Origin of the sequence: Pseudomonas sp. Z4-20, assembly GCF_051131955.1 — a bacterium.
Lineage (GTDB): Bacteria > Pseudomonadota > Gammaproteobacteria > Pseudomonadales > Pseudomonadaceae > Aquipseudomonas > Aquipseudomonas marvdashtae.
Window position 1 is genome coordinate 5,625,243 of sequence record NZ_CP071641.1, and the last position, 23,987, is coordinate 5,649,229.

Consider the following 23,987-nt stretch of genomic DNA (forward strand, 5'->3'; position numbering starts at 1 on the left):
CCGGATCACTCAGTTCGACTGCGGTTTTTTCGCCACGAAATGCTTGAGCGAATCCGCGGTAACCCCTGCCCTTGCGTATTGCCACGCCCACTCCGGTATCGCCATATGGCTTTCCAAGTGCAACGCAAAATCCAGGCGACTACGGCCCAGGCGTCCCACGGGGAAATCGAAGTGATGCAGATATACCTGGGCCTGGCTTTGGCCAATGGCAAATACGTCCCGGATAATCTGGTTCGCACGAGCTTCTTCCGGCCCCAGGCTGGCTCGCAAGGCTGTCACCAGGCCTTCCGGGGAGCTGAACACCTCTGGGTGTTGAAGCGCTTCTTGGATATTGGCATCGCTGAAGTGGGGGCCGGTCAATTCGGCCCAGACGCGCCAACGATATTGCACCGGAAGATTCTGGACGGCGGGCAGCAAACCGGGCGTATCCAATAGAAGCGCAACCCGACTATCGGAAACCGGCTGTCCCAGATGGCTGAACAATCTGGCGATGGAGGGTATATCGGTTTCTTCCGCGACACCCCACGCCCCCCTACATGGCTCAGGAATCCGGTGAGCTCCTTGCGCCGCGTCACAATACTTCGCAGGTTCCGATTATCGAAAAGGCCCATCCAATCGACATCGATGTGCTCATCCCCTAGCAGCTCGTCATAACGGGTACTGACGTACTCGGCAATGAGAGTAAGCCGCTCATCCGATATCGCCGGATTACGTATCAGGTTGGCCACGAAATTAACCCGTAACATGCCTCCCAGGTTCAAGGCGACGACCGGGGAGCTCAGCAGGATTTCGGCTCGCCTTCGCAACTCGGGGAAACGTGTAAGCGCTTTTTCAAGCAACTCGACGATGCCCTCGACCGCTTGATTGTATTTGAACCAGTCAAACAGCTCCGCGTTTTCCCGAACGTCTATTCCCAAGTCACTCCTGAGCTCATGCTGTAAATCGTACAGTTCGTCGCTGTTCACCAGATAAGCGCCATCGAGCAAATCTTCCAATTCATCCTCGTCGAGGTTGCCATGGATGGCCTCATCGAACCGGACGTACGGCTCTTGGCTCAAGGGGTTGTTGTATCTCAACTGTCGCGTGGTAAGACCGTACTCCAGCAAAATATGATTGAGGTCCTGAGACAACATAAAAGACCGGCTTTCGAGCAATTCAGCGATCAGATGAGGCTCAGCAGTACCCAGCAGGATGCCTTCCAGATACTTTTGCACAAGCTGCCTTTCCAGCGGGGCCAGGGGCGCAGTCTTTGGCCTTAACAATCCCCTCGACCGAGGCGCCAGGAAACTCCCGATCATTTGCAGTATCTCTGCTGGCAAAACGGCGCCCGTTGTTTGATTCGAGACCAAATTGCTGGCGTAAGTATTCAGGTAGTTCAGGGCAGGTTCGAACACACGCAGGGTATTGGGACCGCCATGAATGATCCGAGTGAGATCGAGCAGCGCCTTCTCGTCCAGGATAAGGTCCAACACACGGGCATTATCGAACAGCGCTTGGTGGGTCATGGAAGGCTGCGACACCAAGTAATGACTTAGCTCCGGGTGGTGATCGATGTAATCCGCGGCTTCGTTACGCAATTGCTGTATTGAATAACGCGGCTGCGCCTGCCCCTCGTTCAGCCCTTGGGCAATGGCATTGAAGAAGCAATCACCGTCGGCGGGAATATCCACCGGGCGATCCTCCAGCACCAACTGGTAATGGTTGCTGCCCATTCGCCTCAGGAGGACGCCGGCGTCCGTTTCATTTGGATGGGCCCTCATCGGATAGATGACTTCGGTTTCGCCCGGCGTAAAGCGTACCGACCAATGACGCCCCGGGGTGATTTCATCAATGATGACCAGGCTGCGGTTTTGCGGCCAACTTGGCAGGCGGGTAATGATGGCCGGCACCAGGTCCATGATCTGGTTATCCCAACTGCCTGGCGTGCGTATCGAGCGGGCCACATCGAGAGACTCCAGCGCTGGCAGCTTGGGCTTGGAAGGACCGGGCTGTGGCGATTTCCCCCCGGGGCGCTTGCCTCCCCCATGGCCGAATCCCACGGCGCGCCATTCACCATCGGGCATGCGCGCAACGGTACTTCTCATCACGCCACTGGAGCGAATGTTTAGCCCGGTTACGGGATCGACCAGAGTCGCCTCCGTGGCCATCCGCCTCGTCTGGTCATGCACCCGGAACACCGTCCCGTCGGGTTGGCGGATGTACACCGCGCCGCTGCCTTGGGGACGATAGAATCCCTGGGAGTCTGCCGAAAACCCTCGTGTCAACGCGGTGTCCGTCACGGCATAACGGCGATAAAGCGCTTGCTCCAATGGCAATCCTAGAAGGACCCCACCCTTGCTCGGCCGCGCCGTCAACGCGAGGAATGAAGCCTGGCCCCGAGAAGGCACTACCATTGCCCGGGCCGCGCGCCGCGTTCCATGGCGCGCCACTTCGTGTACGAATGCCAGGGTGCCCAGGTCCATGGGCACCGCACCGGTCCTGAGCACTAACGCGCCGGTTTGTACGGCACGCTTGAGCAACTGGACACCGGGCACCAACAGCATACCGGCCAAGTCCAGCACCACCTCGATCGCCACCATCATCATCCTGACGGCTATTTGCTGCCGGACCTCCCGATTGCTGTTGGAACGATGGTCCGCATAAGCACTGTGAAAATTGACATGGGCTCGGTGGAGCGCCTCAAGAAAATCGTCCTCGATCAAAACGCCGCGAACCAGCGGTCTGACGCGCTGGCCCAGGGTCCGTTTGATTTCCTCGGGGTCAGCCGTGGAAATTCGCGAGCGAAAGTAGTCCTGCCATTGCGCCTGTTGCAGGAGCGCGGTAATGCCGTCGCTCAGGTCGTCGAGCTCGTGGATGTCGTCACCCTGGGGACTGTCCGGAAAATAAACACCTACCGTGCCGTTGATTTCGGGCCCATCCTGATCAGAAAAAAACATCACACCATCAACACTGACCGCATTCCCCATCGTGCCATGCCGCTCCCCAGCGCCCGTGCTTCCACCCAACAGGAGGCCATGCACCTGCACCTTTCGACCGGAAACGAGCGCCCGACTGGCCGCCGCCGGCGATTGCAGAACAGCGTTCAACCAGAGCGCAACCTGCTTTTGACGTTTGGGCGGACTGAAAGCCTTATCCACCACAGTGGCCCGGAAGACCTCATCTTCCTTGAGCCCAGCCTCATAGGCCTTGAATTTCAGATTGGCCAGATAGGCTGTCCGCCAAGCCGCCTTGTACTGGGTTTTATTCATGGCTTCGCGCAAATAGTGCTCATAACGGCCACCGGCATCGATGCTCACGGCCATCCTGGCAAGCTCGCCCCCCGCCAAGGTGATGAAGTAGCCGTTGGCGGGATGCCGGATCCGTTGGCCCTGTTGATCGGCCAGATACACCGGCAGCACTTCCCGCATGGCGTTGGGAAACTGACTCGGCGCAGGTTATCCAGCATTAATTGGGTCAGAGGCGACGTGCGACTCTGCCTGGGATTGGCACGGCTGCCGAACGATAGCGTGACCAGGGTCTCGTCCGGATCCGGATCTATGCCCGGATGCACGGTTTGCCGCAGGTACTGTTTGATTTTCTGACGAGTGAATTGCCATAACGTCTGAACGCCGTCGCCCACGTCATGGAGCGCTTGAAAAACATCCTCTTCGAGACGGCGGTACCGGGCCTTTTGCGACAGTGTCGCGGTTTTATAGCTCGCGGGGCGGTTGTCTTCGATCAGGCACTGCTGGCGGGCCAGCAAGGGACCGGCCAACGACAACATCGGCAAACCCAGTGCGTTTTCTGTGTTCTGCGCAAAAGCCCTCAAGCCAAGCGTCTCGTTTTCCGGGGCATCGAATACTGCTTCGAGCGCGGCGCCCTGAGCCTTGAGCAAATCGTCAGCCGCCACTTCAAAGACATGGTTGGACAGCTCGGAGGAAATATCGCGGATCGTGCGCGGTAGCCCTTGATGGACGGGGCATACCGCGCCGACAAGGTCCTGGAAGGACTGGAATCGTTGCAGGCCCGCTTCCATCGAATACAGGAACAACCCTTGTCGCTCAGGGTATTTGATCACCATTGCAGCGGGCCACTTTTGCGCAGCCGCTGAGCCCATGTCGAGCATGACGGCATAAGCCTGGGGAACAGGCGTTTGCAGCAGACGGTTTCGATCTGCCTTGCTCGGGTGAGTGTTGATGATGCCCAGCAGACGATCGTCCTCGACCTGCTGGGCCCGGGCACCTTGGGTCATGGGCGCATCTGGATTTCGATCGGCTTTGTACAGATCGACCAAGTGCAGGAGCCGCTGGGAGAGCAGATGGGCGAACTTTGTTCGGGTGGTCGACGGGGTCGTTGTATCGAGCGAGTCATCGTCCACTGGCTGATCGTGAAACAGCGCCAATTCTTCCCGGAACTGACGCCCCACAGCATCGCTCGTTGGGGGGCTGGCGATATAGAGCACCGACTCCATGGCGCTGAGGATTTGCCGGTCCACCGAATCGGTAAAAATGCTGGACGCTTCATCCACCACGTCCGGCCGGGTGAAAAAACCGACGCCACCTTCCGTGTAGATGGGCGGCGAATCGGCGGACAGACACTCCCACATGACGTCGATGAAACGCTCTGAAGTCGTCAGCGAACGCCGACCTTCGGGGTCGGTGGTGAAGTGATTCACATACCAACCTTCCGGGTCGATCTGCCCAAGCAACGGGGCTCGCAACTTGCGTGTTGGAATCTTTGCCTTGAGGGTGCTGACCAGCAAGTTGCCGATCACTGTATCGAAGGTCGGCAGGCCCGCGAACAAGCGGGCCATGCGCGCTTGGTTGGCGTCGAGCAGCGCCAGCTGCCTGAGCTGTTCCTTGCCTTGGGCGCTGAGCGTTCGGCCCTGTGCGTCTGCCTCGGCGATGGCCCGCTGCACGGTAGACGTTATGTCGACGGGAAGTTGATCGCCATGGGAGGGCGACGAGTTGATGGATTCAATTTCTGGAAAAACAGGCATCTGACTGTCCAAGCGGTTGGAAAGTGCAGAAGCTATCGCCCTATTTGATCAGCCATGACATACATATATATAGCGTCCCTGCCAAGCCCGGAAAAAACCGTAAGCCACGTTGTACGGGCTACCAAAGACGCCATTTAAAGCGGAAGCGCCGGCACGCTGTGTGCCGGCGCGCATGTTCATCGGTTAATTGATTTTATCTTCGCTTGGTTTTGCCGCTTTCATGATTCCGAACGATTTCAGCGAGTCCGGCGTCACGCCTTCCCTGGCATATTGCCAAGCCCAGTCCGGTATCTGCAGATGACTTTCCAGGTGCAATGCGAAGTCCAGACGGCTATGCCCAAGACGCTGGCTGGGGAACTCAAAATTGTACAGATACTGTTGTGCTCGCCGTTGGCCGAAACCGAAAAGGCCTTGGATAATCCGATTCGCACGGGCCTCCTCCTGTCCAAGGCTGGCTTGCAGTGCCAATGCAAAATCCAACTCCGAACGTAACGCGTCAGGCCGTTCGAGCGCCAAGCGAATATGGGTATCGCTAAAGTGCGGCCCCACCAGATCCCCCCAGACTTGCCTGGCTTGATCGAGTGGAAACCGCTGCAGGGAGTTCCACAAGTCCGGGGTGTTGAACAGAAGTCTGATCCTGATGTTTGAAGGCATCTGTTTAGAAACGCTAAAAATGTCCTCCTCGTCATCTGCCCCCAGCAAAAACGTCCGGAACGCCCTCAACTCCTCCTGATGAGTGATGAAGCTCTGCACATTCTGATCATCGAATGGCTGCATCCAGCTGATGTCGAGGTCATGATCGAATAACAACTCCCGATAGCGGGTGCTGGCGTACGCGGCAATCAATCGAAGGCGCTCGTCAGACAGCGCCGGATTGCGCAACCAACTCGCAAACAAGCTCACCCTCAGCTGGTCGCCCAGCGTCCACTCGATCACCGACGATCTCAGCAGAATTCGAGCCCGTCTTTGTAGCTCTGGAAAACGCCCAAGCGCCCCGCGATAGAGGCTTCTCGTACGGTCCGCGTTATTGTCGTCTATGTAGGCACTCAGCAGCTGCTCTTCGTCCTCGAGCACGTAACCGGTGGCCTGCTTGAGTCTTTGCGCCAGCGCCTCCAACTCTTCGCTGGACACCAGGGAAACGCCGAGTTCGTCGAGCTGATCCTCGTCGAGTTGACCATGGGTTGCCGGATCGAACATGGCAAAGAAATCTTCGGAGTGCGGATGATTCCATGACAATTCTTGGGCGGTGACGCCGTACTCGAGCATGATATGAAACTGATCGGCACCTAATATAAGGTGATCGTGTTCAAGCACTGCGGTGAGATAGCCACTCTCAACGGGCGCCAACAGAATGCTCTCCAAGGTGTTTTGCAAGGATTGCTGTTCTTCCAATGAGAGAGGGCCATACCAACGGCGTAACCGGCCAGGGGAATGGGGGGATAGCTCGCGGCCAATGAGCTGGAATATTTCTGCTGGTAACCGGGCATTTTCCGCTCGATACAATGTTTCACGCCCCACTCTGCTGACAATCAGGTCCAAGTAGTTAAGAGCGGGCTGGAATAATCCATGCGGGTTAGGGGCTCCATGGATGATCCGTGTCAGTTCGGTGAACGCATCGATGTCCAGCATATTTTTCAGTGCGGGGGCGTTATGAAACAGCGCCAGCTGCACGCCTGGGCCTTCTCGGGCCGGCAGGTATTGCCTCAATTCTGGATGTTGATCGATATAGTCAGCGGCCTCGTTACGCAGCCCCTGTACTGAAAACGTACCCTGCGCCTGCCCCTCGTTCAGGCCTTGGGCAACGGCATTGAAGAAGCAATCGCCATCGGCAGGGATATCTACGACACGATCGTTCAGGATCAAGCGGTAATGATTACTACCGACTCGACTCAGGACGACGTCATTGGCCGACGCATCAGGGTGAAGACGCAAAGGATAGATGCGCTCATTCTGCCCCGGGGTAAAACGCACCGACCAATAATTTTCCGCTGATGTTTCATCCCGGATCAGCAGACTTCGGTTTTGCGGCCAACGCTCAAGGCGAGTCATGATGGCTGGGACCAGGTCCATGATTTCATTGTCCCAACTGCCTGGCGTGCGTATTGAGTCGGACATTCGCGACAAGGCGGGCACTTTAGGCTTTGAAGACCCTGGTTGAGGGGGGGTGTCACCCGAGCGCTTTCCTCCTCCACGGCCAAATCCCACGGCTCGCCACTCGCCATCGGGCATTCGTGCCACCGTACTTCTCATCACTCCGCTTGAACGGATACTCAAGCCGGTCACCGGGTCGACCAGCGTGGCTTCGATAGCGTTCAACCGAGTGTGATCGTGTACGCGGAACACCGTCCCATCGGCTTGCCGAACATACACGGGACGAGTCACGCTGCCGGTGACACTATCGGTGACGGTAGGGCGATAAAAGCCGTGAGTATCCGCCGAAACCCCTTGAAGCAAAGACGCATCACTCACGGCATAACGGCGATAAAGCGTCTCTTCCAAGGGCAACCCCGCAAAGACATCGCCCTGGGCCTGACGGGCGGCCATGTTCAAGGAAAACCCCTGCCCTTCTAGAGCGAGAATTACTTCACGGACAGAACGTCGGCCTCTGCGTGAAACGAGATTGTGCACCCGGATCAAAGTTTTCAGATCCATTGGAATCCCAGTCCTGAACGCCCGGTAACCAATGTCCACCGCACTCTTGAGCAATCGAAAGCCCGGCGTAAAAAGCAGACCGACCACGTCCATGATGGCTTCTACCGCCATCATGCCGAGCCTGAGCGCAGTTTGACGTTGGATATCGCGGTTGCTGGTAGAGCGATGATCCGCGTAGGCCTTGTGAAAGTTGACGTGTGCCTGATGAAAGGTTTTCAGAAAATCCCCCGTCATCAACACCACCCGAATGAGAGGACGGCGACGGTGCTGCCCCAGCAGATCTTTGATCTCTTCTTCGTCGACACTGCTGATGCGTGAACGAAAGTACTTCTGCCACGCCGCTTGTTGAAGAAGAGCTGTAATGCCATCGCTCAAATCAGAGAACTCATGAAGGTCATTGCCCTCGGGACCGTCAGGGAGATAGACGCCGACGGTTCCCTTGATCACCGGTCCTTCCTGATCCGAAAAAATCAGCGCGCCGTCGATGCTGGCCGCGTTGCCCATCGTCCCGTCCTGCCCACCGATGCCCACGCTTCCGCCCAGCAGAAGACCAAAGACATGCACCCGTCGCTCGCAGACCAGACCACGTCCAGCTGCCGTCGGCGATTTCAAAATGGCATTCAACCAGAGCGCGAGTAGCTTTCTGGATTTCGGTGGCTTGAGGCTCTTATCAAGCACCTCGACCTTGAATACTTCGCTCCCCTTGAGCGTCGCCTCGTAGCGCTTGAACTTCAAGTTGGCCAGGTACGCTGTCTGCCAAGCCGATTTATAAGCAGGCTTATTCAGCTCGTTTTGAAGCTGGATTTCGTAGTTTCCGCCGATATCGAGCGTTGTTGCCATCTTGGCAAGCTCGTCTCCCTTCAACGTGATCGGAGAGCCAGCGACTGGGTGCGAAATGCGTTGGCTATCTCGGTCGACCAGATACACCGGCAATAGCTCCCTCATCGCGTTCGGGTAGTGAAGCGGGCGGACATTATCGAGCATCAGCTGAGTCAAACTGGTAACACGCGAATTCCTTGGATCCGGGCTTGTTCCTGAGAAAAGCGTAATCGTTGTCTTGTCTGGGTCTGGTTTGATATCCAGGTGCACGGTTTGATGAAGGTAATCCTTGATTTTCTCGCGGGCGAACTGCTCCAGCCCCTGGACCCCGCCAGCCAATCGAGAGGCCGCGTCCATGACCCGTTCTTCAAGACGACGATAGTGGGCTTGTTCCAAGGGCGTTGCGGTTTTATAGAAATTGGGGCGTTTGTTCTCGATTGTTGTTGCCGCACGGAAAAGCAACGGACCGAGGAGCGACAGCATGGGCAAAAGCAGTGCGGCTTCCAGTTTGTTGGCAAAGGCCCTGACCGCGATCATTTTGTTTTCAGGCGCACCCAGTGCGGCTTCAAGCGCGGCGCGTTGCAGGTGCAGCAAGTCCTCTGCCGCAACATCAAAGACGTGCCCGGACAGTTCAGAAGAAATATTCCGGATCGTGCGCTGATGTTCCTTGTAGACCGGTTGGACTTTATTGACCAATTCCTTAAAAGAGGAAAATCGCTGCAATCCGCTTTCCAGGGAGTAGAGAAACAACGCCTCTCGGTCCGCTCGTTTGATGACCATCGCAGCGGGCCACTTTTGAAGTGCGTTGGCTTCCCCATCGAGCATGACGCAATAGACCTGCGGAATTGGATCTCGCATCAATCGACTTCTGTCCAGCTTCGAAGGATGAGTCGTGATGATGTCCAGCAGGCGGTCTTCGTCCGCATCCCGAGCGCTGGCATTGCCGCGGGTTTGACCGTCTGCATCCCGATCAACCTTATATAAATCGAAAAGGTGCAGGAATCGTTGCGAAAGCAAATGCGCAAAGGCGGTTTCCACCGTCAACGACGTGGTCGTACCGAGCGAGCCCCCCTCGTATTTTTGACTTCGAAACAGCGCAAGCTCCTGGCGAAACTGCTGCTTGATTCGGTCGTTGGTTGTCGGGTTTTCGATATAAAGCGCCGTTTCCATGGCCTTTGATATCTGCGTATCCACAGGGTCGACAAATATGCTGTCACGTTCGTCAACGCTGTCCGGGCGGATAAAAAAACCCAAGGACTTCCCCGTGTAGTTGGGCGGCAAACCGGTCGATAAGCCACCCCACATAACCTCGCTGAAACTCTTCGAGGCGGTCAACGAACGTGCACCGTCCGACTCAGTGGAGTAATGATTCACGTACCCGTGATCTGGGTCGATTTGCTCAAGCAACAAAGCACGAAACTTGTTTTCGGGAATCTTCGCCTTGATCGTATTGACCATCAGATTCTTGAGCGCTGTGTCGAATGTCGGAAGGCCGGCAAACAACCGCGTCAGTTCTGCCTGGTTTATGTCCAGCAGGCCTAACAGCGTTGCCTGCGCCTTCTCCTGGGGGGGGCTCGATAAGTCGGAGGTCTGGCCGAGGGCGGGTAATTGAGAAACATGAGGGAGCGACAAAGTGTCGGGTCCATTTCCTGAGGAAATAGGCATCTGACTGTCCATTGTGGTTGGAAAGCGAAGAACCTATCGCGCTGGCCAACCACAAATGACATACATATATATAGGCGACGCGAACCTATCCGCAAAACCGTAAGTTTAAATGTAAGAAGGTCCGCAGCCGTGGCGCCAACGCCAGGCGGATTAACCCAACCGTTGCGCCAGCACCGCGATATGCTCGGGCCCGATGCCGCAGCAACCGCCCAGATGACTCGCCCCGCGCTGGCGCCAGTCAGCCGCCCACCGTAGATATCCTGGCGGATCGAGGTCTTCGCGCAGCGGGTCCAAGCCGTCGTTGGCGGTCGCTTCCTTCGGTTGCGGCGGGAAAGCGTTGGCGTAGGCACCGATGGCGATCTTCACCCCCAAGCGTTCGAAGGTGTCCCGCGCCGCATCGATGGCGGCGCCGATCACTTCCGGTTGGCTGCAGTTGAACAGCAGCACTTCGACACCCAGTTCCGCCGCCACCGCTGCGGCGTCTGCCACCGGCTCGCCAGAACGCAGGCGTGGCACTTCATCGGTGTCTTCATCTTTCAAGGTGAACGACAGCCAGAACGGCTTGCCGTCTTTCGGCAGACCGGCGTGAATCGCCCGCGCTTCGACCGTGGAGCTTTGGGTCTCGGCCAGCCATAAGTCGACATGGGGCGCCAGGCCGTTCACCAGGGGCGTCAACAGTTCATTGGCACGAGAAGCATCGAACAGGTCCGGCCGGTAGGAACCGAACAGCGGCGGCAGCGACCCGGCCACCCGAACCGCTTTGCCGCAAGCCTGTACCGCCCGTTGCGCCAACTCACCCGCCAGCGCGGCCAAGGCCTGGCCTTCGGCGGCGAAACGCGCCTCGCCAATGTGGAACGGCACCACGGCGTAGCTGTTGCTCGTGATGACGTTGGCGCCGCTGGCAATGTAGGCCGCGTGCACGGCTTCTACCGCCTCGGGCGCTTCGCTCAAGGCCAGCGCCGACCACTCGGGCTGTCGGAACGGCGCGCCCCGGCGTTGCAGTTCGCGGCCCATGCCGCCATCGAGAATGACTGTCGTTGCTGCGGCCATATGCGATTCACTCATAAGCTTATGAAAAATACTCACTACCGGAGTCGTTCTTATAACTATTTAATACGCACCAATCTGAGAACTACAACTTATTTTTCTAACAGGGCACGTCACATGAAATTACAACCGTTGCTGGCCCTGGGCCTGACTCTTCTGGGCGCCTCTTCGCAAGCGTTCGCCGGCGCCACGCTGGATCGCATCGAACAGAAGAAGGAGATGGTCGGTGTAATGATGGAAAGCTATCCACCCTTCTCGTTCCTCAACGATCAAAACCAACTCGATGGTTTTGACGTGGACGTCGCCAAGGCAGTCGCTGAAAAACTGGGCGTGAAGCTGCGCCTGGAAACGCCTTCATGGGACGTGATCGCGGCCGGTCACTGGAGCGGGCGCTATGACATCTGCATCTGCTCCATGACGCCGAGCAAGGCGCGCGCCGAAGTGTTCGATTTCCCGGTGCAGTACTACGCCTCGCCAGCGGTGATCGTGGTCAACGCCAAGGACGATCGTATCCACGGCGCCAAGGACCTGAGCGGCAAGAAAGTCGGCCTCACCAGCGCCTCCAGCTACGAGAGCTACCTGAACAAGAACCTGGTCATCGAAGGCGCTGAAGATACCCAACTGAGCTATCCGTTCGAGGACGTGCAGATCGCCCCGTACGACACCGACAACGTAGCGTTCCAAGACTTGGGCCTCGGCGCCGGGGTGCGACTGGATGCAGTGCTGACCAACCTGGTGACCGCGCAGCCGCGCCTGACCGAAGACAAGCGTTTCAAACTGGCGGGCGAGGCGCTGTATTCCGAGCCCAACTCGGTCGCTATCGAAAAGGGTGACGCCGAGTGGAACAGCAAGGTGCGTGAAGTCTTCGCTCAGTTGAAACAGGACGGCACCTTGAGCAAACTCTCGCAGAAATGGATCGGCGCCGATATCAGCCAATGACTTCTTTTCCACCCCCTCAGCCACCGCCACCGGTGGCTGAGTCACGCCTGAAAAGGATCTTCGGTTTTCGCACCCGGTTGTACCTGACCTGGGCGGCGATGTTGGTGCTGTTCGCGAGTTTCTTCCTGAGCTTCGACCTGAAGTTCTCGATCATCCTCGACAAACTGCCGAACCTGCTGGGCGTGCACCTGGCGCCCAATGGCTTTTTGCAGGGCGCGGTGCTGACGTTGTTCCTATGCGTATGCTCGATCTTCGCTTCCTCTCTGCTGGGTTTCATCACCGCCCTGGCGCGGCTGTCCAGCAGCGCGGTGGCGTTCGGCATCGCCAGTTTCTACGCCTCGTTCTTTCGCGGCACGCCACTGCTGATCCAGATCCTGCTGATCTACCTGGGCCTGCCCCAACTGGGCGTCGTGCCCGGCGCCATCGCTGCCGGGATCATCGCCCTGTCGCTGAACTACGGCGCCTACCTGAGCGAAATCTTTCGCGCCGGCATCCTCGGCGTGCCCCACGGCCAACGCGAAGCCTCGCTGGCGCTGGGCATGGGCGAAACCGTGATCTTCTGGCGCGTCACCCTGCCCCAGGCCATGCGCACCATCATCCCGCCGACGACCAACCAATTCATCTCCATGCTCAAGGACTCCTCGCTGATCTCGGTGATGGGGGTTTGGGAGGTGATGTTTTTGGCGCAATCCTACGGTCGATCGAGCTATCGCTATATCGAAATGCTGACTACGGCGGCGATCATCTACTGGTTGATGTCCATTGCGCTGGAGCTGATTCAGGCGCGGATGGAGCGGCATTATGGGAAGGCTTATCTCAAGCGCAGTTGATCGGCGGCACGTCGTCAAACGGAACGATCCGAGAACGGTGTAGGGCAAAGCCTGCGATCACGAGTGCCAATGCAGCGATGCGGTGATCGCGGCACGGACAGCCTACGAGCTTCATCGCCATGTCTCGCCAGCGGCGACGAGTTGGCTGGCATCGTCTCTCAGGGGGAATTTTTAAAGTGCGGACTCATTTCATAAGAGCCGCATTCGATGCCTACCCAACACCTATTCCTGCCTCAGCACCTCGCTTTGGCAATCGCGCTGGCAGTCGGTTTCGCCGATGTCTCGATGGCTCAGCAACCTGCTGAAATCTTCACCACTGCCGAGTTGCAGGAGCGCCTGAAGGCCGTCGCAGAAGCGCCAGATACCAAACAGCACACTATCGATAAACCTCGCAAAACCGGCTTGAAACTGACCAAGGCCAATGACGTTGTCAACGTCAGCGCCAATGGCATGTTCGGCGGGATTGTTGATGGCGGCGGTGGAACCAACATCCTGCAATTAGGCGATGCAACGTCTTCCCAATTGCCGGAGACCCGCAACTTCCAGGCTTTGCACGTCACCCATGGCGAGTGGGAGCACACCACAAGCTTCGCTGGCTGGGGCGTGATCGAGTCGAAAACGAAATTGATCAACACCGGCCATCTCACCGGACAGATCGGGGTCCTCGGTGATTTTGACAACAAGGGGGACGTTGCAAATAACGTGACTGTCGAACCGGGCGCTCGCATGGTGAACTCCGGAACCGTAACTGGCCGGGTAGATGTTCAACAGGATGCAACGTTCAGCGGTCCGGGCTCAGTGGGCTTGCTGAACGTAAAAGGTCGGTTGGAGGTTGGCCATGAAATAGGTGCCCCCTCCGCCAAGGATTTAACGTTTTCCCCAACCGCTGTATTGATCTATGGCGTAGACGCTGAGGGCCACAGCTCAACGATCAAGGTTGAAAACGCCGCAACCTTGAACAACGCGACGCTGAAGATTGTCGGTGTACCCGGCGAGTACGTCGGGGCGAAAGAGCACACCGTCATCAAAGCGGGACAGATCATCGGTGCATTTGGGCCGGTAATCAGCGAGCTGCCATACATGACGGCAACAATGCACTCCACCGCGACGCAGGTCAGCCTGAGCTACGCGCGCACCGGCCTTCCAATCAACGTGGCGGCCACCTCTGATCCCGCTCGATCGGTTGCGGACAGCATCAACGAGCCGCAACCGGCCAGCCCCGCCCCGCAACCCAATACCGCCGTCAACGCCCTGCTCGGCAGCAACCTGATCACCGCCGCCAGTGCCCTCGACCAGTTGAGTGGCTACGACACCGCCGACCTGGGCAACGCCACCCTGAGCAGCGTCGCACCGATCAGCTCGGGAATGCTCTCGGCGATGGGCCGCAATAACCCCATGGGTAAGCATGACAACGGTCAAGTCTGGGTCCAGGCCATCGGCAACAGCGGCAGCCTCGCCAAGGAACTGGGTAGCTTTGCCCTTGAACATTCGACAAAGGGCCTGATGCTGGGAACCGATTGGGCTGTCACGCCCGATTGGCGGCTGGGCATCATCGGCAGCAAGACCCAGACACGGCTGGAAAGTTATCGATTCGAAGGAGCGCTCGACAGTTGGCTCGCAGGCGCGTACGCCTTGCGTCAGGACGGGCCGCTGGCGCTGCGCCTGGGCGCTGTCTATGGCAGTCATGACGGCAGCACCAAGCGCCATGTCGCGTTCAATGGATTCAGGGACCGCCTCAAGGGTCGTTACGACGCCACGACGCAACAGGTCTTTGGACAGGTCGGCTACAACCTGGACGTCGGACAATTCGATATAGAGCCCTACGTCCAAGTGGGCTACCAACGCTATCAACGCGACGCCTACTCGGAAAAAGGTGGCGACGCCGCGTTGCAGTACAACGGTCAAACCCAGGAACACTACAACAGCGACCTGGGCCTGCGCCTCGCCCGTCCTTTTGTGTTCGACCAAGGCATACGGTTGACACCGCACCTGGATGTTGCCTGGAAACACCTATACGGCGATATCGGGGGCAGCTCCCATCAACAGCTGGCTAACGGCGGCAGGACTTATATGATCGAAGGGGTCGAGTTGGACCGTGACAGCCTGCTGCTGCAAGCGGGGCTGGACCTGGCCGTTTCGCCCCGGCATACCTTGGGATTGAGTTACAGCGGCGAAACCGGCCAGGACAACCGCAACGGAACGCTGATGGGACAATGGCGAATGATGTTCTGACGGGCCAAAAAAAGGGGAGCACATGCCCCCCCGAGGTTAAAACGTTGTATCGAGGCTGTTCAGTCAGCCTTCGATCTCGACCAGGATCTCGCCCGGGTTGACCCGGTCGCCCTTGGCCACGTGAATGGCGGTGACCTTGCCGGCGATAGCCGCCTGCACTTCGGTCTCCATTTTCATCGCTTCGGTAATCAGCACCGCTTGGCCGGCCTTGACCATGTCGCCCTCCTTGACCAGCACATCGACGATGTTGCCCGGCATGGTGGTGCTGACATGGCCTGGCGCAGTGGCTTGCTTGCGCTTGCTGCTGCCGCCGCTGACAAACTCATTGAGCGGTTCGAACACGACTTCTTCCGGCATGCCATCAATGGACAGGTAGAAGTGACGCTTGCCTTCGGCCTTGACGCCCACACCGGTGATGTCGACGCGGTAGGTTTCACCGTGAACATCGATGACGAATTCGGTTGGCACGCCTTCGCCGCCCGCAGAACTCACGCTGCCCGCCTCGGGAATCGGCAGCAGCACTTCAGGGGTCAGGGTGCCGGCGTCGCGTTCTTCGAGGAACTTGCGACCGATGTCCGGAAACATCGCATAGGTCAGCACGTCTTCCTCGGATTTGGCCAAGGCGCCGATTTCTCCACGCAGCCGGGTCATTTCCGGCTTGAGCAGGTCGGCCGGACGGACGTCGATCACGTCTTCACTGCCGATGGCCTGGCGACGCAGCTTCTCGTTCACCGCACCCGGAGCCTTGCCGTAGCCACCCTGCAGATAGAGTTTCACTTCGTTGGTGATGGTCTTGTAGCGCTCACCGGCCAACACGTTGAAGAACGCTTGAGTGCCGACGATCTGCGAGGTAGGAGTCACCAGCGGCGGGAAGCCGAGGTCTTCGCGCACGCGCGGGATCTCCGCCAGCACTTCGTTCATCCGGTTCAGTGCGCCCTGCTCCTTCAACTGGTTGGCAAGGTTGGAAATCATCCCACCCGGAACCTGGTTGACCTGGACGCGGGTGTCGACGGCAGTGAACTGGCTTTCGAACTGGTGGTACTTCTTGCGCACGGCGTAGAAGTACAGGCCGATTTCCTGCAACAACTCCAGGTCCAGCCCGGTGTCGAATTCACTGCCTTTAAGGGCCGCGACCATCGACTCGGTGCCCGGATGGCTGGTGCCCCAGGCGAAGCTGGAGATCGCGGTGTCAATGTGATCGGCACCGTTTTCAATGGCCTTGAGTTGGCACATCGCGGCCAGGCCAGCGGTGTCGTGGGAGTGGATGAACACCGGCAATGATTGCTCGGCCTTTAGCGCTTTCACCAGTTCGCCAGTGGCGTACGGGGTCAGCAGGCCGGCCATGTCCTTGATCGCCACCGAGTCGCAACCCATGGCTTCCATCTGCTTGGCCTGGGCTACGAACGCCTCGATGGTATGCACAGGGCTGGTGGTGTAGGCGATGGTGCCCTGGGCGTGCTTGCCGGCGGCCTTCACCGCTTCGATGGCGACGCGCAGGTTACGCACATCGTTCATCGCATCGAAAATACGGAACACGTCAATGCCGTTGACGGCGGCCTTGGCCACGAACGCCTTGACCACGTCATCGCTGTAATGGCGGTAGCCCAGCAGGTTCTGGCCGCGCAGCAGCATTTGCAGGCGAGTGTTGGGCAGCGCCGCGCGCAGTTGGCGCAGGCGCTCCCACGGGTCTTCCTTCAGGAAGCGCACACAGGCGTCGAAGGTGGCACCGCCCCAGACTTCCAGCGACCAATAGCCGACTTTGTCGAGCTTGTCGCAGATCGGCAGCATGTCTTCGGTGCGCATGCGCGTGGCGAGCAGCGATTGGTGGGCGTCGCGCAGGATTGTGTCGGTTACAAAGATTTTCTTGGGCATTTCACGATCTCCTCGTAGCGACAAGCGGCAAGCTACAAGCGGCAAGTAAGAGCGAATCGGCTTTTACTTGCAGCTTGCAGCTTGGGGCTTGCAGCTGCTTATTCATAAGCCTGCGTGTGCGGCAATGGCGGCGGCGATGGCCAGGGCCAGCTCTTCGGGTTTGCGCTTGATCGAGTAGTTGGTCAGTTCAGGATGGCTTTCAACGAAGCTGGTATTGAACTGGCCGCTGCGGAATTCCGGATTGCGCAGGATCTCCTGGTAATACGCGGCGGTGGTCTTGACCCCCTGCAGGCGCATGTCATCCAGGGCTCGCAGGCCGCGGTCCATCGCTTCTTCCCAGGTCAACGCCCAGACCACCAGTTTCAGGCACATCGAATCGTAGAACGGCGGGATGGTGTAGCCGGTGTAGATCGCCGTGTCGGTGCGCACACCCGGCCCACCAGGGGCGTAGTAGCGGGTGATCTTGCCGAAGCTGGGGAGGAAGTTGTTTTTCGGGTCCTCGGCGTTGATGCGGAACTGCAACGCAAAACCCCGGTGCAGGATGTCTTCCTGCTTGACCGACAACGGCAGACCGGAGGCGATGCGGATCTGTTCGCGAACGATGTCGATACCGGTGATTTCTTCGGTGATGGTGTGTTCCACCTGCACCCGGGTGTTCATCTCCATGAAGTAAACCTCGCCTTCGGCGAGCAAAAACTCCACGGTGCCGGCATTCTCATAGCCCACGGCCTTGGCCGCGCGTACCGACAGGTCGCCGATGTAAGCGCGCTGCTCGGGGGTCAGCTGCGGGCTCGGGGCGATTTCGATCAGCTTCTGGTTGCGGCGCTGGATCGAGCAGTCGCGTTCGAACAGGTGCACCACATTGCCGAAACTGTCGCCCAGGATCTGCGCTTCGATATGCTTGGGATTGACGATGCATTTTTCCAGGAACAGTTCCGCCGAACCAAATGCCTTGGTGGCTTCGGAAATCACTCGCGGGAAGGCCTGCTCGAGTTCTTCGCGACTATTGCAGCGACGGATACCGCGACCGCCGCCACCAGACGTAGCCTTGAGCATGACCGGGTAACCAATCCGATCACCTTCGGTCAGGGCCTCTTCGATGCCCGCCACGTTGCCTTCGGTGCCCGGCGTGACCGGCACACCGGCCTTGATCATGCTGCGGCGCGCTTCGGTCTTGTCGCCCATGCGGCGAATGACTTCCGCCGACGGGCCAATGAATTTGATGCCGCGCTCGGCGCAGATGTCCGCCAGTTCGGCGTTTTCCGAAAGGAAACCGTAGCCGGGATGCAACGCATCACAACCGGTTTCCACCGCCAGGTTCACCAGTTTGCGTGGGTTGAGATAACCGGCCAGCGGATCGGCGCCAATGCTGTGGGCCTCGTCCGCACGCTTGACATGCAAGGCGTGGCGGTCGGCGTCGGAATAGACCGCGACCGAGCGGATGCCCATCTCGGCGCAAGCGCGGACGATGCGGACGGCAATCTCACCACGATTGGCGATCAGGATCTTTGTTATCAATTGGAGGTTCCCTTGAGCCGGTGATACCCACGGCCTGAGGTTCAGGCCGATGCGTGACCAGATGTAACAATTGGTCGCAGCTCCACACTAGTCCCGACTGGGGATTAACAAAAATGAATATTTGTTGGGAGGTGCATAAGCAAAGACTTATAGTTCCGGCATCCGTCTCGGCCCAAGGTACTTCAGATATGCGTAAGTCGTTGATGCGTATGACGTTGCGTCAATTGCAGATTTTCAACGAGGTGTGCGACCTAAGGTCCTACAGCCGTGCAGCTGATGAAATGTCTCTCACACAGCCGGCCGTTAGCCTACAAATTCGATCCTTGGAGGAGCTGATCGGCCAGCCCTTGTTTGAGTACGTTGGCAAAAAGCTCTACATGACCGAAGCCGCCGAGGCCCTGCAACGTGCCAGCCGGGACATCTTTGGACGCTTGGAAAACCTCGACATGCAGCTCTCGGACATGCAGGGTTCGCTGCAAGGCCAACTGAAGCTTGCGGTGGAATCCAGCGCCAAGTACTTCGTCCCTCACCTGTTCGCCGCGTTCAAGCGCCAACACCCTGAGGTGAATTTGAATCTGACGGTGGTCAATCGCGGCCAGGTCATTCGACGGCTCTCGGACAACCGTGACGACCTGGTGATCATGTCCATGGTGCCTCAGGACATGGGGCTGGAATTCTTGCCATTTCTCAACAATCCAATCGTCGCCGTGGCGCCGCCCGACCATCCGCTGTGCCATATGGGTCCGCTGCGTTTGCAGGACCTGGAACCTTACACGCTGCTGTTACGCGAACCGGGGTCCGGCACGCGGCTGGCCTGCGAGGAATACTTCAAGGAGAAACGGGTGCATTTCACCCAGACGCTGGAAGTCGCGTCGGCCGAGGCCCAGCGCGAATGCGTGGTAGCCGGGCTGGGCGTGGCGCTGTTGACGCGCCACGCCGTAAGCCGGGAGCTATCGTCCGGCGCGCTCATCGAATTACCGGTGGAGGAATTGCCGCTGTACCGCAGCTGGTGCCTGGTGCAGGCCAAGGCGAAGCGCTTGTCACCGGTCGCGCATGCCTTCCTGGCGTTCGTACGCGGCGAGCGCGCTCAGATCATCGCCCTGGTTGAACGTTTCGACGGGAAGCCGCCGGTGTTGCCTGCCAGTAATTGAACTCTACCGCGTCAGGAAATTCGCTGATCTGGGCCAGAAGCTGGCGCTGTTCATAGCGGTCTTCGATGGCACGACGGAACGCCATGCGGCGCTGATCTTCCTGCTGACGACGGGTTTTGACGGCGCTGCGGTCTTCGTAGGACTGGGTCATGTCGAGACTCCCAAGACGTATACGGGAGCTTCAAGATGACGGCGCGGGATGACGATTTGGCGGCGCGACGGTTACAGAACGATGAATTTGGGCAGATGCCCCCCAAGGCCCCAAGATCTGCGCTCAGTCGTCCAGCGCCTTCACCGACTTGGGCGACAGCCGCAGGCTGCGAAGGCTGCGCTTCACGCTCTTGAGGTGGTTGACCAGGCTCGGGCCACGGGCCATGGCGACGCCCATCGCCAGCACGTCGATCACCACCAGATGGGCGATGCGCGAGGTCAATGGTGTATAGATTTCGGTGTCTTCATGCACATCGATCGCCAGGTTCACCGTCGACAGCTCAGCCAATGGAGTCTGGCTCGGGCATAGGGTGATCAACGAGGCGCCGCTTTCGCGCACCAGGTTTGCGGTGATCAACAGGTCCTTGGACCGCCCCGACTGGGAAATGCAGATTGCCACATCGGTGGGTTTCAACGTGACCGCTGACATCGCCTGCATGTGCGGGTCGGAATACGCCGCTGCGGTGAGCAACAAACGGAAGAATTTGTGCTGTGCATCGGCGGCCACCGCACCGGAAGCGCCAAAACCGTAGAACTCGACACGCTGGGCCTGGGACATGGCCGTCACGGCTTTTTGCAACGCCACCGGGTCGAGCTTCTCGCGAACCTCCATCAGCGTGTGCAGGGTCGTGTCGAAGATCTTCAGGCTGTAGTCCGCGACTGAGTCGTCCTCATGGATGGCAAACTGGCCGAAGCTCGCCCCAGCCGCCAGGCTCTGCGCCAACTTGAGTTTGAGATCCTGGAAACCCGAACAACCGATGGCTCGGCAAAAACGCACGATGGTCGGCTCGCTGATACCGACGCTGTGGGCAAGATCAGCCATGGAACTGTGCATCACGGCCGCCGGATCAAGCAGTACGTGATCGGCGACTTTCAGCTCCGACTTGCGCAGCAGGTGGCGTGATTGGGCGATGTGTTGCAACAGGTTCAAGGGGCTGGACTCTTGTTATGGGCGGATGCCGGGATGTAGCAAGCTTGTAGTTATACTACAAGAATTGGCGCTTTGCCCGTCCAAAACGTAACTGGATTGCCTCGCGGCCCCTTTGTTTTGGCAGAGGATCGCCCGATGTAGCAGCCTGTGCCGGGACGCAAACAGTTTGCGCAACCGATCCCACCCTCCAAGGAATTTCGCTGCCGGTAGTCACCGACAAGTCCAATCGAGGATCAGGTTCATTCCGCCAAGTGTTGCATCCGCAATAACCCGGCCAGCCCCTCGGCTTCCACGGGGCGGCTGATCAGATACCCCTGCACCTCATCGCAACGCTCGTCCCTGAGAAAATCGAGCTGCTCCTGCCGCTCGACGCCTTCGGCCACTACCTTAAGCGACAGTCCATGGGCCATTGCAATGATCGCTCGGGTAATGGACGTGTCGACGCTGCCCTCGCCCAGCCCGCGAATGAATGCCTGGTCGATCTTCACGTAGTCCACCGGGATACGCTTGAGATAACTCAGGGATGAGTAGCCAGTACCAAAATCGTCAATCGCCAGCTTGACCCCAAGGTCGCGCAGCTGCTGGAACGTGGCAATGATGTGTTCGACGCTGTCGAGCAGCTGGCTCTCGGTCAACTCCAACTCCAGGTACTGGGGCGCCAAGCCGGTTTCTTCCAGCACTTGCCGCACCAGGCTGACAAGCTTTCCCTGGCGCAATTGGTGCACCGACAGATTGACCGACATCCTGATCGGCTCAAGCCCTTGGCGCTGCCATTCGCATGCCTGCCAACAGGCCTGGCGCAACACGAACTCACCAATCGACCCGATTAGACCGGTCTCTTCAGCCAAGCCAATGAAATCCCCCGGCGGGACTCGACCCATGGTGGGATGGTCCCAGCGCACCAACGCCTCGGCGCCGTTCAAGCGACCGGTCGCCAGGCACAGCTTGGGCTGATAGAAGACCTTCAGCTGTTTTTCTTCGAGAGCCTTGCGCAACTGGTTTTCCAGTTGCAGCCGCTCCAGCGTGCTGGCCTGCAAACTGTCGGTGTAAAACTGAAAGTTATTACCCCCCAGATGCTTGGCATGTTGCATGGCTATGTTTGCCTGGCTGACCAGTGTGGAAACTTCCCGCGCAGTGTCAGGCAACAGGCTGATGCCGATGGATGCGCTGATCACCAGCTCGTGGCCTTCCACGGTCAGCGGCACGCGCAGCTTGGCCGCCAGCCGGGTCGCCACCCGGGCGAGACTCGAAAGGTTGCCATAGGCGTCGAACAGTACCGCGAACTCGTCGCCGGACAACCGGGCGATGGTTTCGGCTTCGGGCAATGCATTGATCAAGCGCCGGGCCATTTTCTGCAGTAATTGATCGGCGATGTCATGACCAAGGCTGTCGTTGAGCAGTTTGAAACGGTCCAGGTTGATGTGCAGCAACGCCAGGCTCCGCCGCCCGCCCTGGCGCACTCGCTGGTGGGCTTCGTTCAGGCGCTCGCGGAACAGCGAGCGGTTCGCCAACCCGGTCAGCTCATCGTAATGGGTGAGATAACGCATCCGCTCTTCGGACTCGCGCCGAGCCGAAAGATCAGCGAAGAAGCCCACTATATGGCTGACATTTCCCCGAGGGTCTCGCACAACATTCAATTGCAGCCACTGCGGGTAGAGCTCGCCGTTGGCGCGCGCCTCCACCAGCTCGCCTTGCCAAGTGCCATGCTGCTTCAAGGCCTGGCGGATGATCGGATAGTGCCGGCGCGCGTCGCGACTGCACGGCAAATCAACCACATTGCAACCCAGCATGTCGGCGATATTGAAGCCCGTCACCCGCGTGAATGCCTGATTGGCCGCAAGCAATGCGTAGTTGGGGTCGAAAATCACAATACCTTCGCTGGCGGCTTCGAACACCGTGGCCGCCAGTTGCAGCTGTTGTTCCAGCTCTTTGCTGGCGCTGATGTTTCGCCGGGTGCCGACCATGCGCAGCACCCGGCCACTCGCGCTGCGCTCAACCGCCCGGCCGCGATCTTCGATCCAGACCCAATGACCGTCCCCATGGCGCACTCGGTATTCGATCTGGTAATCCTCGCTGCGCCCTTTGAGATGCTCGATCAGGGCGCGCTTGAGCGCCGGGAGATCCTGAGGATGCAGGCGCGGAGTGAGATGACTGAGCATGGCAGTGATGTATTCGGGCTCCAGGCCAAACAGCTCCTTGAGTTGGGTGTGATGGACTTCATCGGTCTGCAGGTTCCAATCCCACAACCCCAGCTCGCTGGCCTTTAGGGCCAGCGCCAGACGCGCTTCACTTTTACTCAGGGCTCGGCTGGCCACCTCCAGCTCAAGACTGCGCTGCTCGACCCGCGCCTCCAGCCCAATCTGCGCCGTACGCAGCTGGGCCTCGGCAGAACGGCGTTGTTCGACTTCCCTGCCCAATGCCTCGTTAAGCTGCGCACTACGGGCTTGCGTCTGCTGCAGGTGCTCGATCAGCGCCTGGTTCTGGAATCGCCGCAACATTCCATTTCGTATCACTCGGTTGACCTGCCAGGCCACCACGCTGAGCGACACCAGCACAATCAGCCCGAGCCAACCCCATCCGCGCTGATGCTCATCACCGCCCCAGAAAAGATAACCGATGGCCGGTATCAGACAGGGCAGCGTAAAGGATAGGAATGCCGGAAGACTCACGGCATAAGCGACGCTGGCCGAAAGGGTGGCTGCGCCAATCAGCCCAAACACCCACGCCTGTTGCTGAAAGCTGTCAGCCGGCACCAGGGCGATGCCAGCAGCCGCCAACGTCAGGCCGGTCATGGCCGAGCCCAACAAAAACATACGCAACCAGACCGGGTGCGCTTGGCGGCTGGGTATCGCTGAATCGAAAGCGGCCACCTGAATCACCCGCAGCGCCACCAGTGACAGCAGCCAGACCAGCCACACACTCACCAGGAAATAACGCGACGGCTCCCACAACAGCCCGGCGCAGACCAGCCCGTTGATCAGCATGAAGAGGGTGGGCAGCAGCGAGCCCTGATACAACAACCTTGTGCGTTCGACCGCCATTTCCGTGGCGTACTGCTTGCAGATGATCCGTGGCTCCACACAAGGGCCCGCCAGATCGGAATTGAAGGTCATAGGTGATGTTCTTGTTCTTATTCAAGGATG

Annotated in this window: 14 protein-coding genes; 4 read left to right on the forward strand and 10 right to left on the reverse strand. The window is 58.7% G+C overall.

Going from position 1 to position 23,987, the window contains the following annotated elements:
* Positions 1-9 precede the first annotated feature (9 nt).
* The 5 genes from J3P82_RS25560 to J3P82_RS25580 all read right to left on the reverse strand — a co-directional run bounded on the left by J3P82_RS25560 (position 10) and on the right by J3P82_RS25580 (position 11,164).
* Positions 10-390, reverse strand: coding sequence for a hypothetical protein (locus J3P82_RS25560; RefSeq protein ID WP_434559596.1), 381 nt, complete (start codon positions 388-390; stop codon positions 10-12).
* Complete coding sequence (locus J3P82_RS25565; protein WP_434559598.1) at positions 357-3,407, reverse strand: OTU domain-containing protein; 3,051 nt, start codon at positions 3,405-3,407, stop codon at positions 357-359. Before J3P82_RS25565 ends, J3P82_RS25560 begins: the two co-directional genes overlap by 34 nt.
* Positions 3,293-4,978 (reverse strand): hypothetical protein, encoded by a 1,686-nt coding sequence (locus J3P82_RS25570; RefSeq protein ID WP_434559600.1) that lies wholly within the window; start codon positions 4,976-4,978, stop codon positions 3,293-3,295. Before J3P82_RS25570 ends, J3P82_RS25565 begins: the two co-directional genes overlap by 115 nt.
* Positions 4,979-5,161: 183 nt before the next feature.
* The gene (locus J3P82_RS25575) at positions 5,162-10,114 is read right to left on the reverse strand and encodes a dermonecrotic toxin domain-containing protein (protein ID WP_434559602.1); all 4,953 of its coding nucleotides are present in this window, start codon (positions 10,112-10,114) and stop codon (positions 5,162-5,164) included.
* Between the two features lie 150 nt (positions 10,115-10,264).
* Positions 10,265-11,164: a homocysteine S-methyltransferase family protein gene (locus tag J3P82_RS25580; protein WP_434559604.1), complete on the reverse strand. Its 900-nt coding sequence runs from the start codon at positions 11,162-11,164 to the stop codon at positions 10,265-10,267.
* Positions 11,165-11,278: 114 nt separating this feature from the next.
* Here J3P82_RS25580 and J3P82_RS25585 point away from each other — a divergent pair, with 114 nt between their 5' ends.
* From J3P82_RS25585 to J3P82_RS25595, 3 genes are all read left to right on the forward strand, one after another.
* Entirely contained in the window at positions 11,279-12,100 is an 822-nt protein-coding gene (locus J3P82_RS25585) for an ABC transporter substrate-binding protein (RefSeq protein WP_434559606.1), read from the forward strand.
* Positions 12,097-12,930 (forward strand): amino acid ABC transporter permease, encoded by an 834-nt coding sequence (locus J3P82_RS25590; protein WP_434559608.1) that lies wholly within the window; start codon positions 12,097-12,099, stop codon positions 12,928-12,930. The genes J3P82_RS25585 and J3P82_RS25590 overlap by 4 nt, the downstream gene beginning before the upstream one ends.
* 207 nt (positions 12,931-13,137) lie before the next feature.
* Complete coding sequence (locus J3P82_RS25595; RefSeq protein ID WP_434559610.1) at positions 13,138-15,162, forward strand: autotransporter outer membrane beta-barrel domain-containing protein; 2,025 nt, start codon at positions 13,138-13,140, stop codon at positions 15,160-15,162.
* Between the two features lie 63 nt (positions 15,163-15,225).
* Here J3P82_RS25595 and oadA read toward each other — a convergent pair whose 3' ends face one another.
* Both oadA and J3P82_RS25605 read right to left on the reverse strand, forming a co-directional pair.
* Positions 15,226-17,034 carry a sodium-extruding oxaloacetate decarboxylase subunit alpha gene (gene oadA / locus J3P82_RS25600; protein ID WP_434559612.1) on the reverse strand — a complete coding sequence of 603 codons (1,809 nt, stop codon included), beginning with the start codon at positions 17,032-17,034 and terminating at the stop codon, positions 15,226-15,228.
* Between the two features lie 102 nt (positions 17,035-17,136).
* Positions 17,137-18,552 carry an acetyl-CoA carboxylase biotin carboxylase subunit gene (locus tag J3P82_RS25605; protein WP_434559614.1) on the reverse strand — a complete coding sequence of 472 codons (1,416 nt, stop codon included), beginning with the start codon at positions 18,550-18,552 and terminating at the stop codon, positions 17,137-17,139.
* 188 nt (positions 18,553-18,740) lie between these two features.
* Here J3P82_RS25605 and J3P82_RS25610 point away from each other — a divergent pair, with 188 nt between their 5' ends.
* Positions 18,741-19,703: a LysR family transcriptional regulator gene (locus J3P82_RS25610; RefSeq protein ID WP_434559616.1), complete on the forward strand. Its 963-nt coding sequence runs from the start codon at positions 18,741-18,743 to the stop codon at positions 19,701-19,703.
* Here the strand turns inward: J3P82_RS25610 and J3P82_RS25615 are convergent.
* The 3 genes from J3P82_RS25615 to J3P82_RS25625 all read right to left on the reverse strand — a co-directional run bounded on the left by J3P82_RS25615 (position 19,645) and on the right by J3P82_RS25625 (position 23,957).
* Positions 19,645-19,854 carry a PA3496 family putative envelope integrity protein gene (locus J3P82_RS25615; protein ID WP_434559618.1) on the reverse strand — a complete coding sequence of 70 codons (210 nt, stop codon included), beginning with the start codon at positions 19,852-19,854 and terminating at the stop codon, positions 19,645-19,647. The genes J3P82_RS25610 and J3P82_RS25615 overlap by 59 nt on opposite strands.
* A gap of 123 nt (positions 19,855-19,977) precedes the next feature.
* On the reverse strand, positions 19,978-20,844 hold the full coding sequence (hexR, locus tag J3P82_RS25620; protein WP_003187110.1) for a transcriptional regulator HexR: 867 nt from the start codon (positions 20,842-20,844) through the stop codon (positions 19,978-19,980).
* 239 nt (positions 20,845-21,083) lie between these two features.
* Positions 21,084-23,957, reverse strand: coding sequence for a putative bifunctional diguanylate cyclase/phosphodiesterase (locus tag J3P82_RS25625; protein ID WP_434559620.1), 2,874 nt, complete (start codon positions 23,955-23,957; stop codon positions 21,084-21,086).
* Positions 23,958-23,987 lie beyond the last annotated feature (30 nt).

Excerpts from the sequence above, each read along its gene's own strand:
- J3P82_RS25565 (WP_434559598.1), bottom strand. The coding sequence starts at position 3,407 with ATGCGGGAAGTGCTGCCGGTGTATCTGGCCGATCAACAGGGCCAACGG.
- J3P82_RS25570 (WP_434559600.1), bottom strand. The coding sequence starts at position 4,978 with ATGCCTGTTTTTCCAGAAATTGAATCCATCAACTCGTCGCCCTCCCAT.
- J3P82_RS25575 (WP_434559602.1), bottom strand. The coding sequence starts at position 10,114 with ATGCCTATTTCCTCAGGAAATGGACCCGACACTTTGTCGCTCCCTCAT.
- J3P82_RS25580 (WP_434559604.1), bottom strand. The coding sequence starts at position 11,164 with ATGGCCGCAGCAACGACAGTCATTCTCGATGGCGGCATGGGCCGCGAA.
- J3P82_RS25585 (WP_434559606.1), top strand. The coding sequence starts at position 11,279 with ATGAAATTACAACCGTTGCTGGCCCTGGGCCTGACTCTTCTGGGCGCC.
- J3P82_RS25590 (WP_434559608.1), top strand. The coding sequence starts at position 12,097 with ATGACTTCTTTTCCACCCCCTCAGCCACCGCCACCGGTGGCTGAGTCA.
- J3P82_RS25595 (WP_434559610.1), top strand. The coding sequence starts at position 13,138 with ATGCCTACCCAACACCTATTCCTGCCTCAGCACCTCGCTTTGGCAATC.
- oadA (WP_434559612.1), bottom strand. The coding sequence starts at position 17,034 with ATGCCCAAGAAAATCTTTGTAACCGACACAATCCTGCGCGACGCCCAC.
- J3P82_RS25610 (WP_434559616.1), top strand. The coding sequence starts at position 18,741 with ATGCGTAAGTCGTTGATGCGTATGACGTTGCGTCAATTGCAGATTTTC.
- J3P82_RS25615 (WP_434559618.1), bottom strand. The coding sequence starts at position 19,854 with ATGACCCAGTCCTACGAAGACCGCAGCGCCGTCAAAACCCGTCGTCAG.
- J3P82_RS25625 (WP_434559620.1), bottom strand. The coding sequence starts at position 23,957 with ATGACCTTCAATTCCGATCTGGCGGGCCCTTGTGTGGAGCCACGGATC.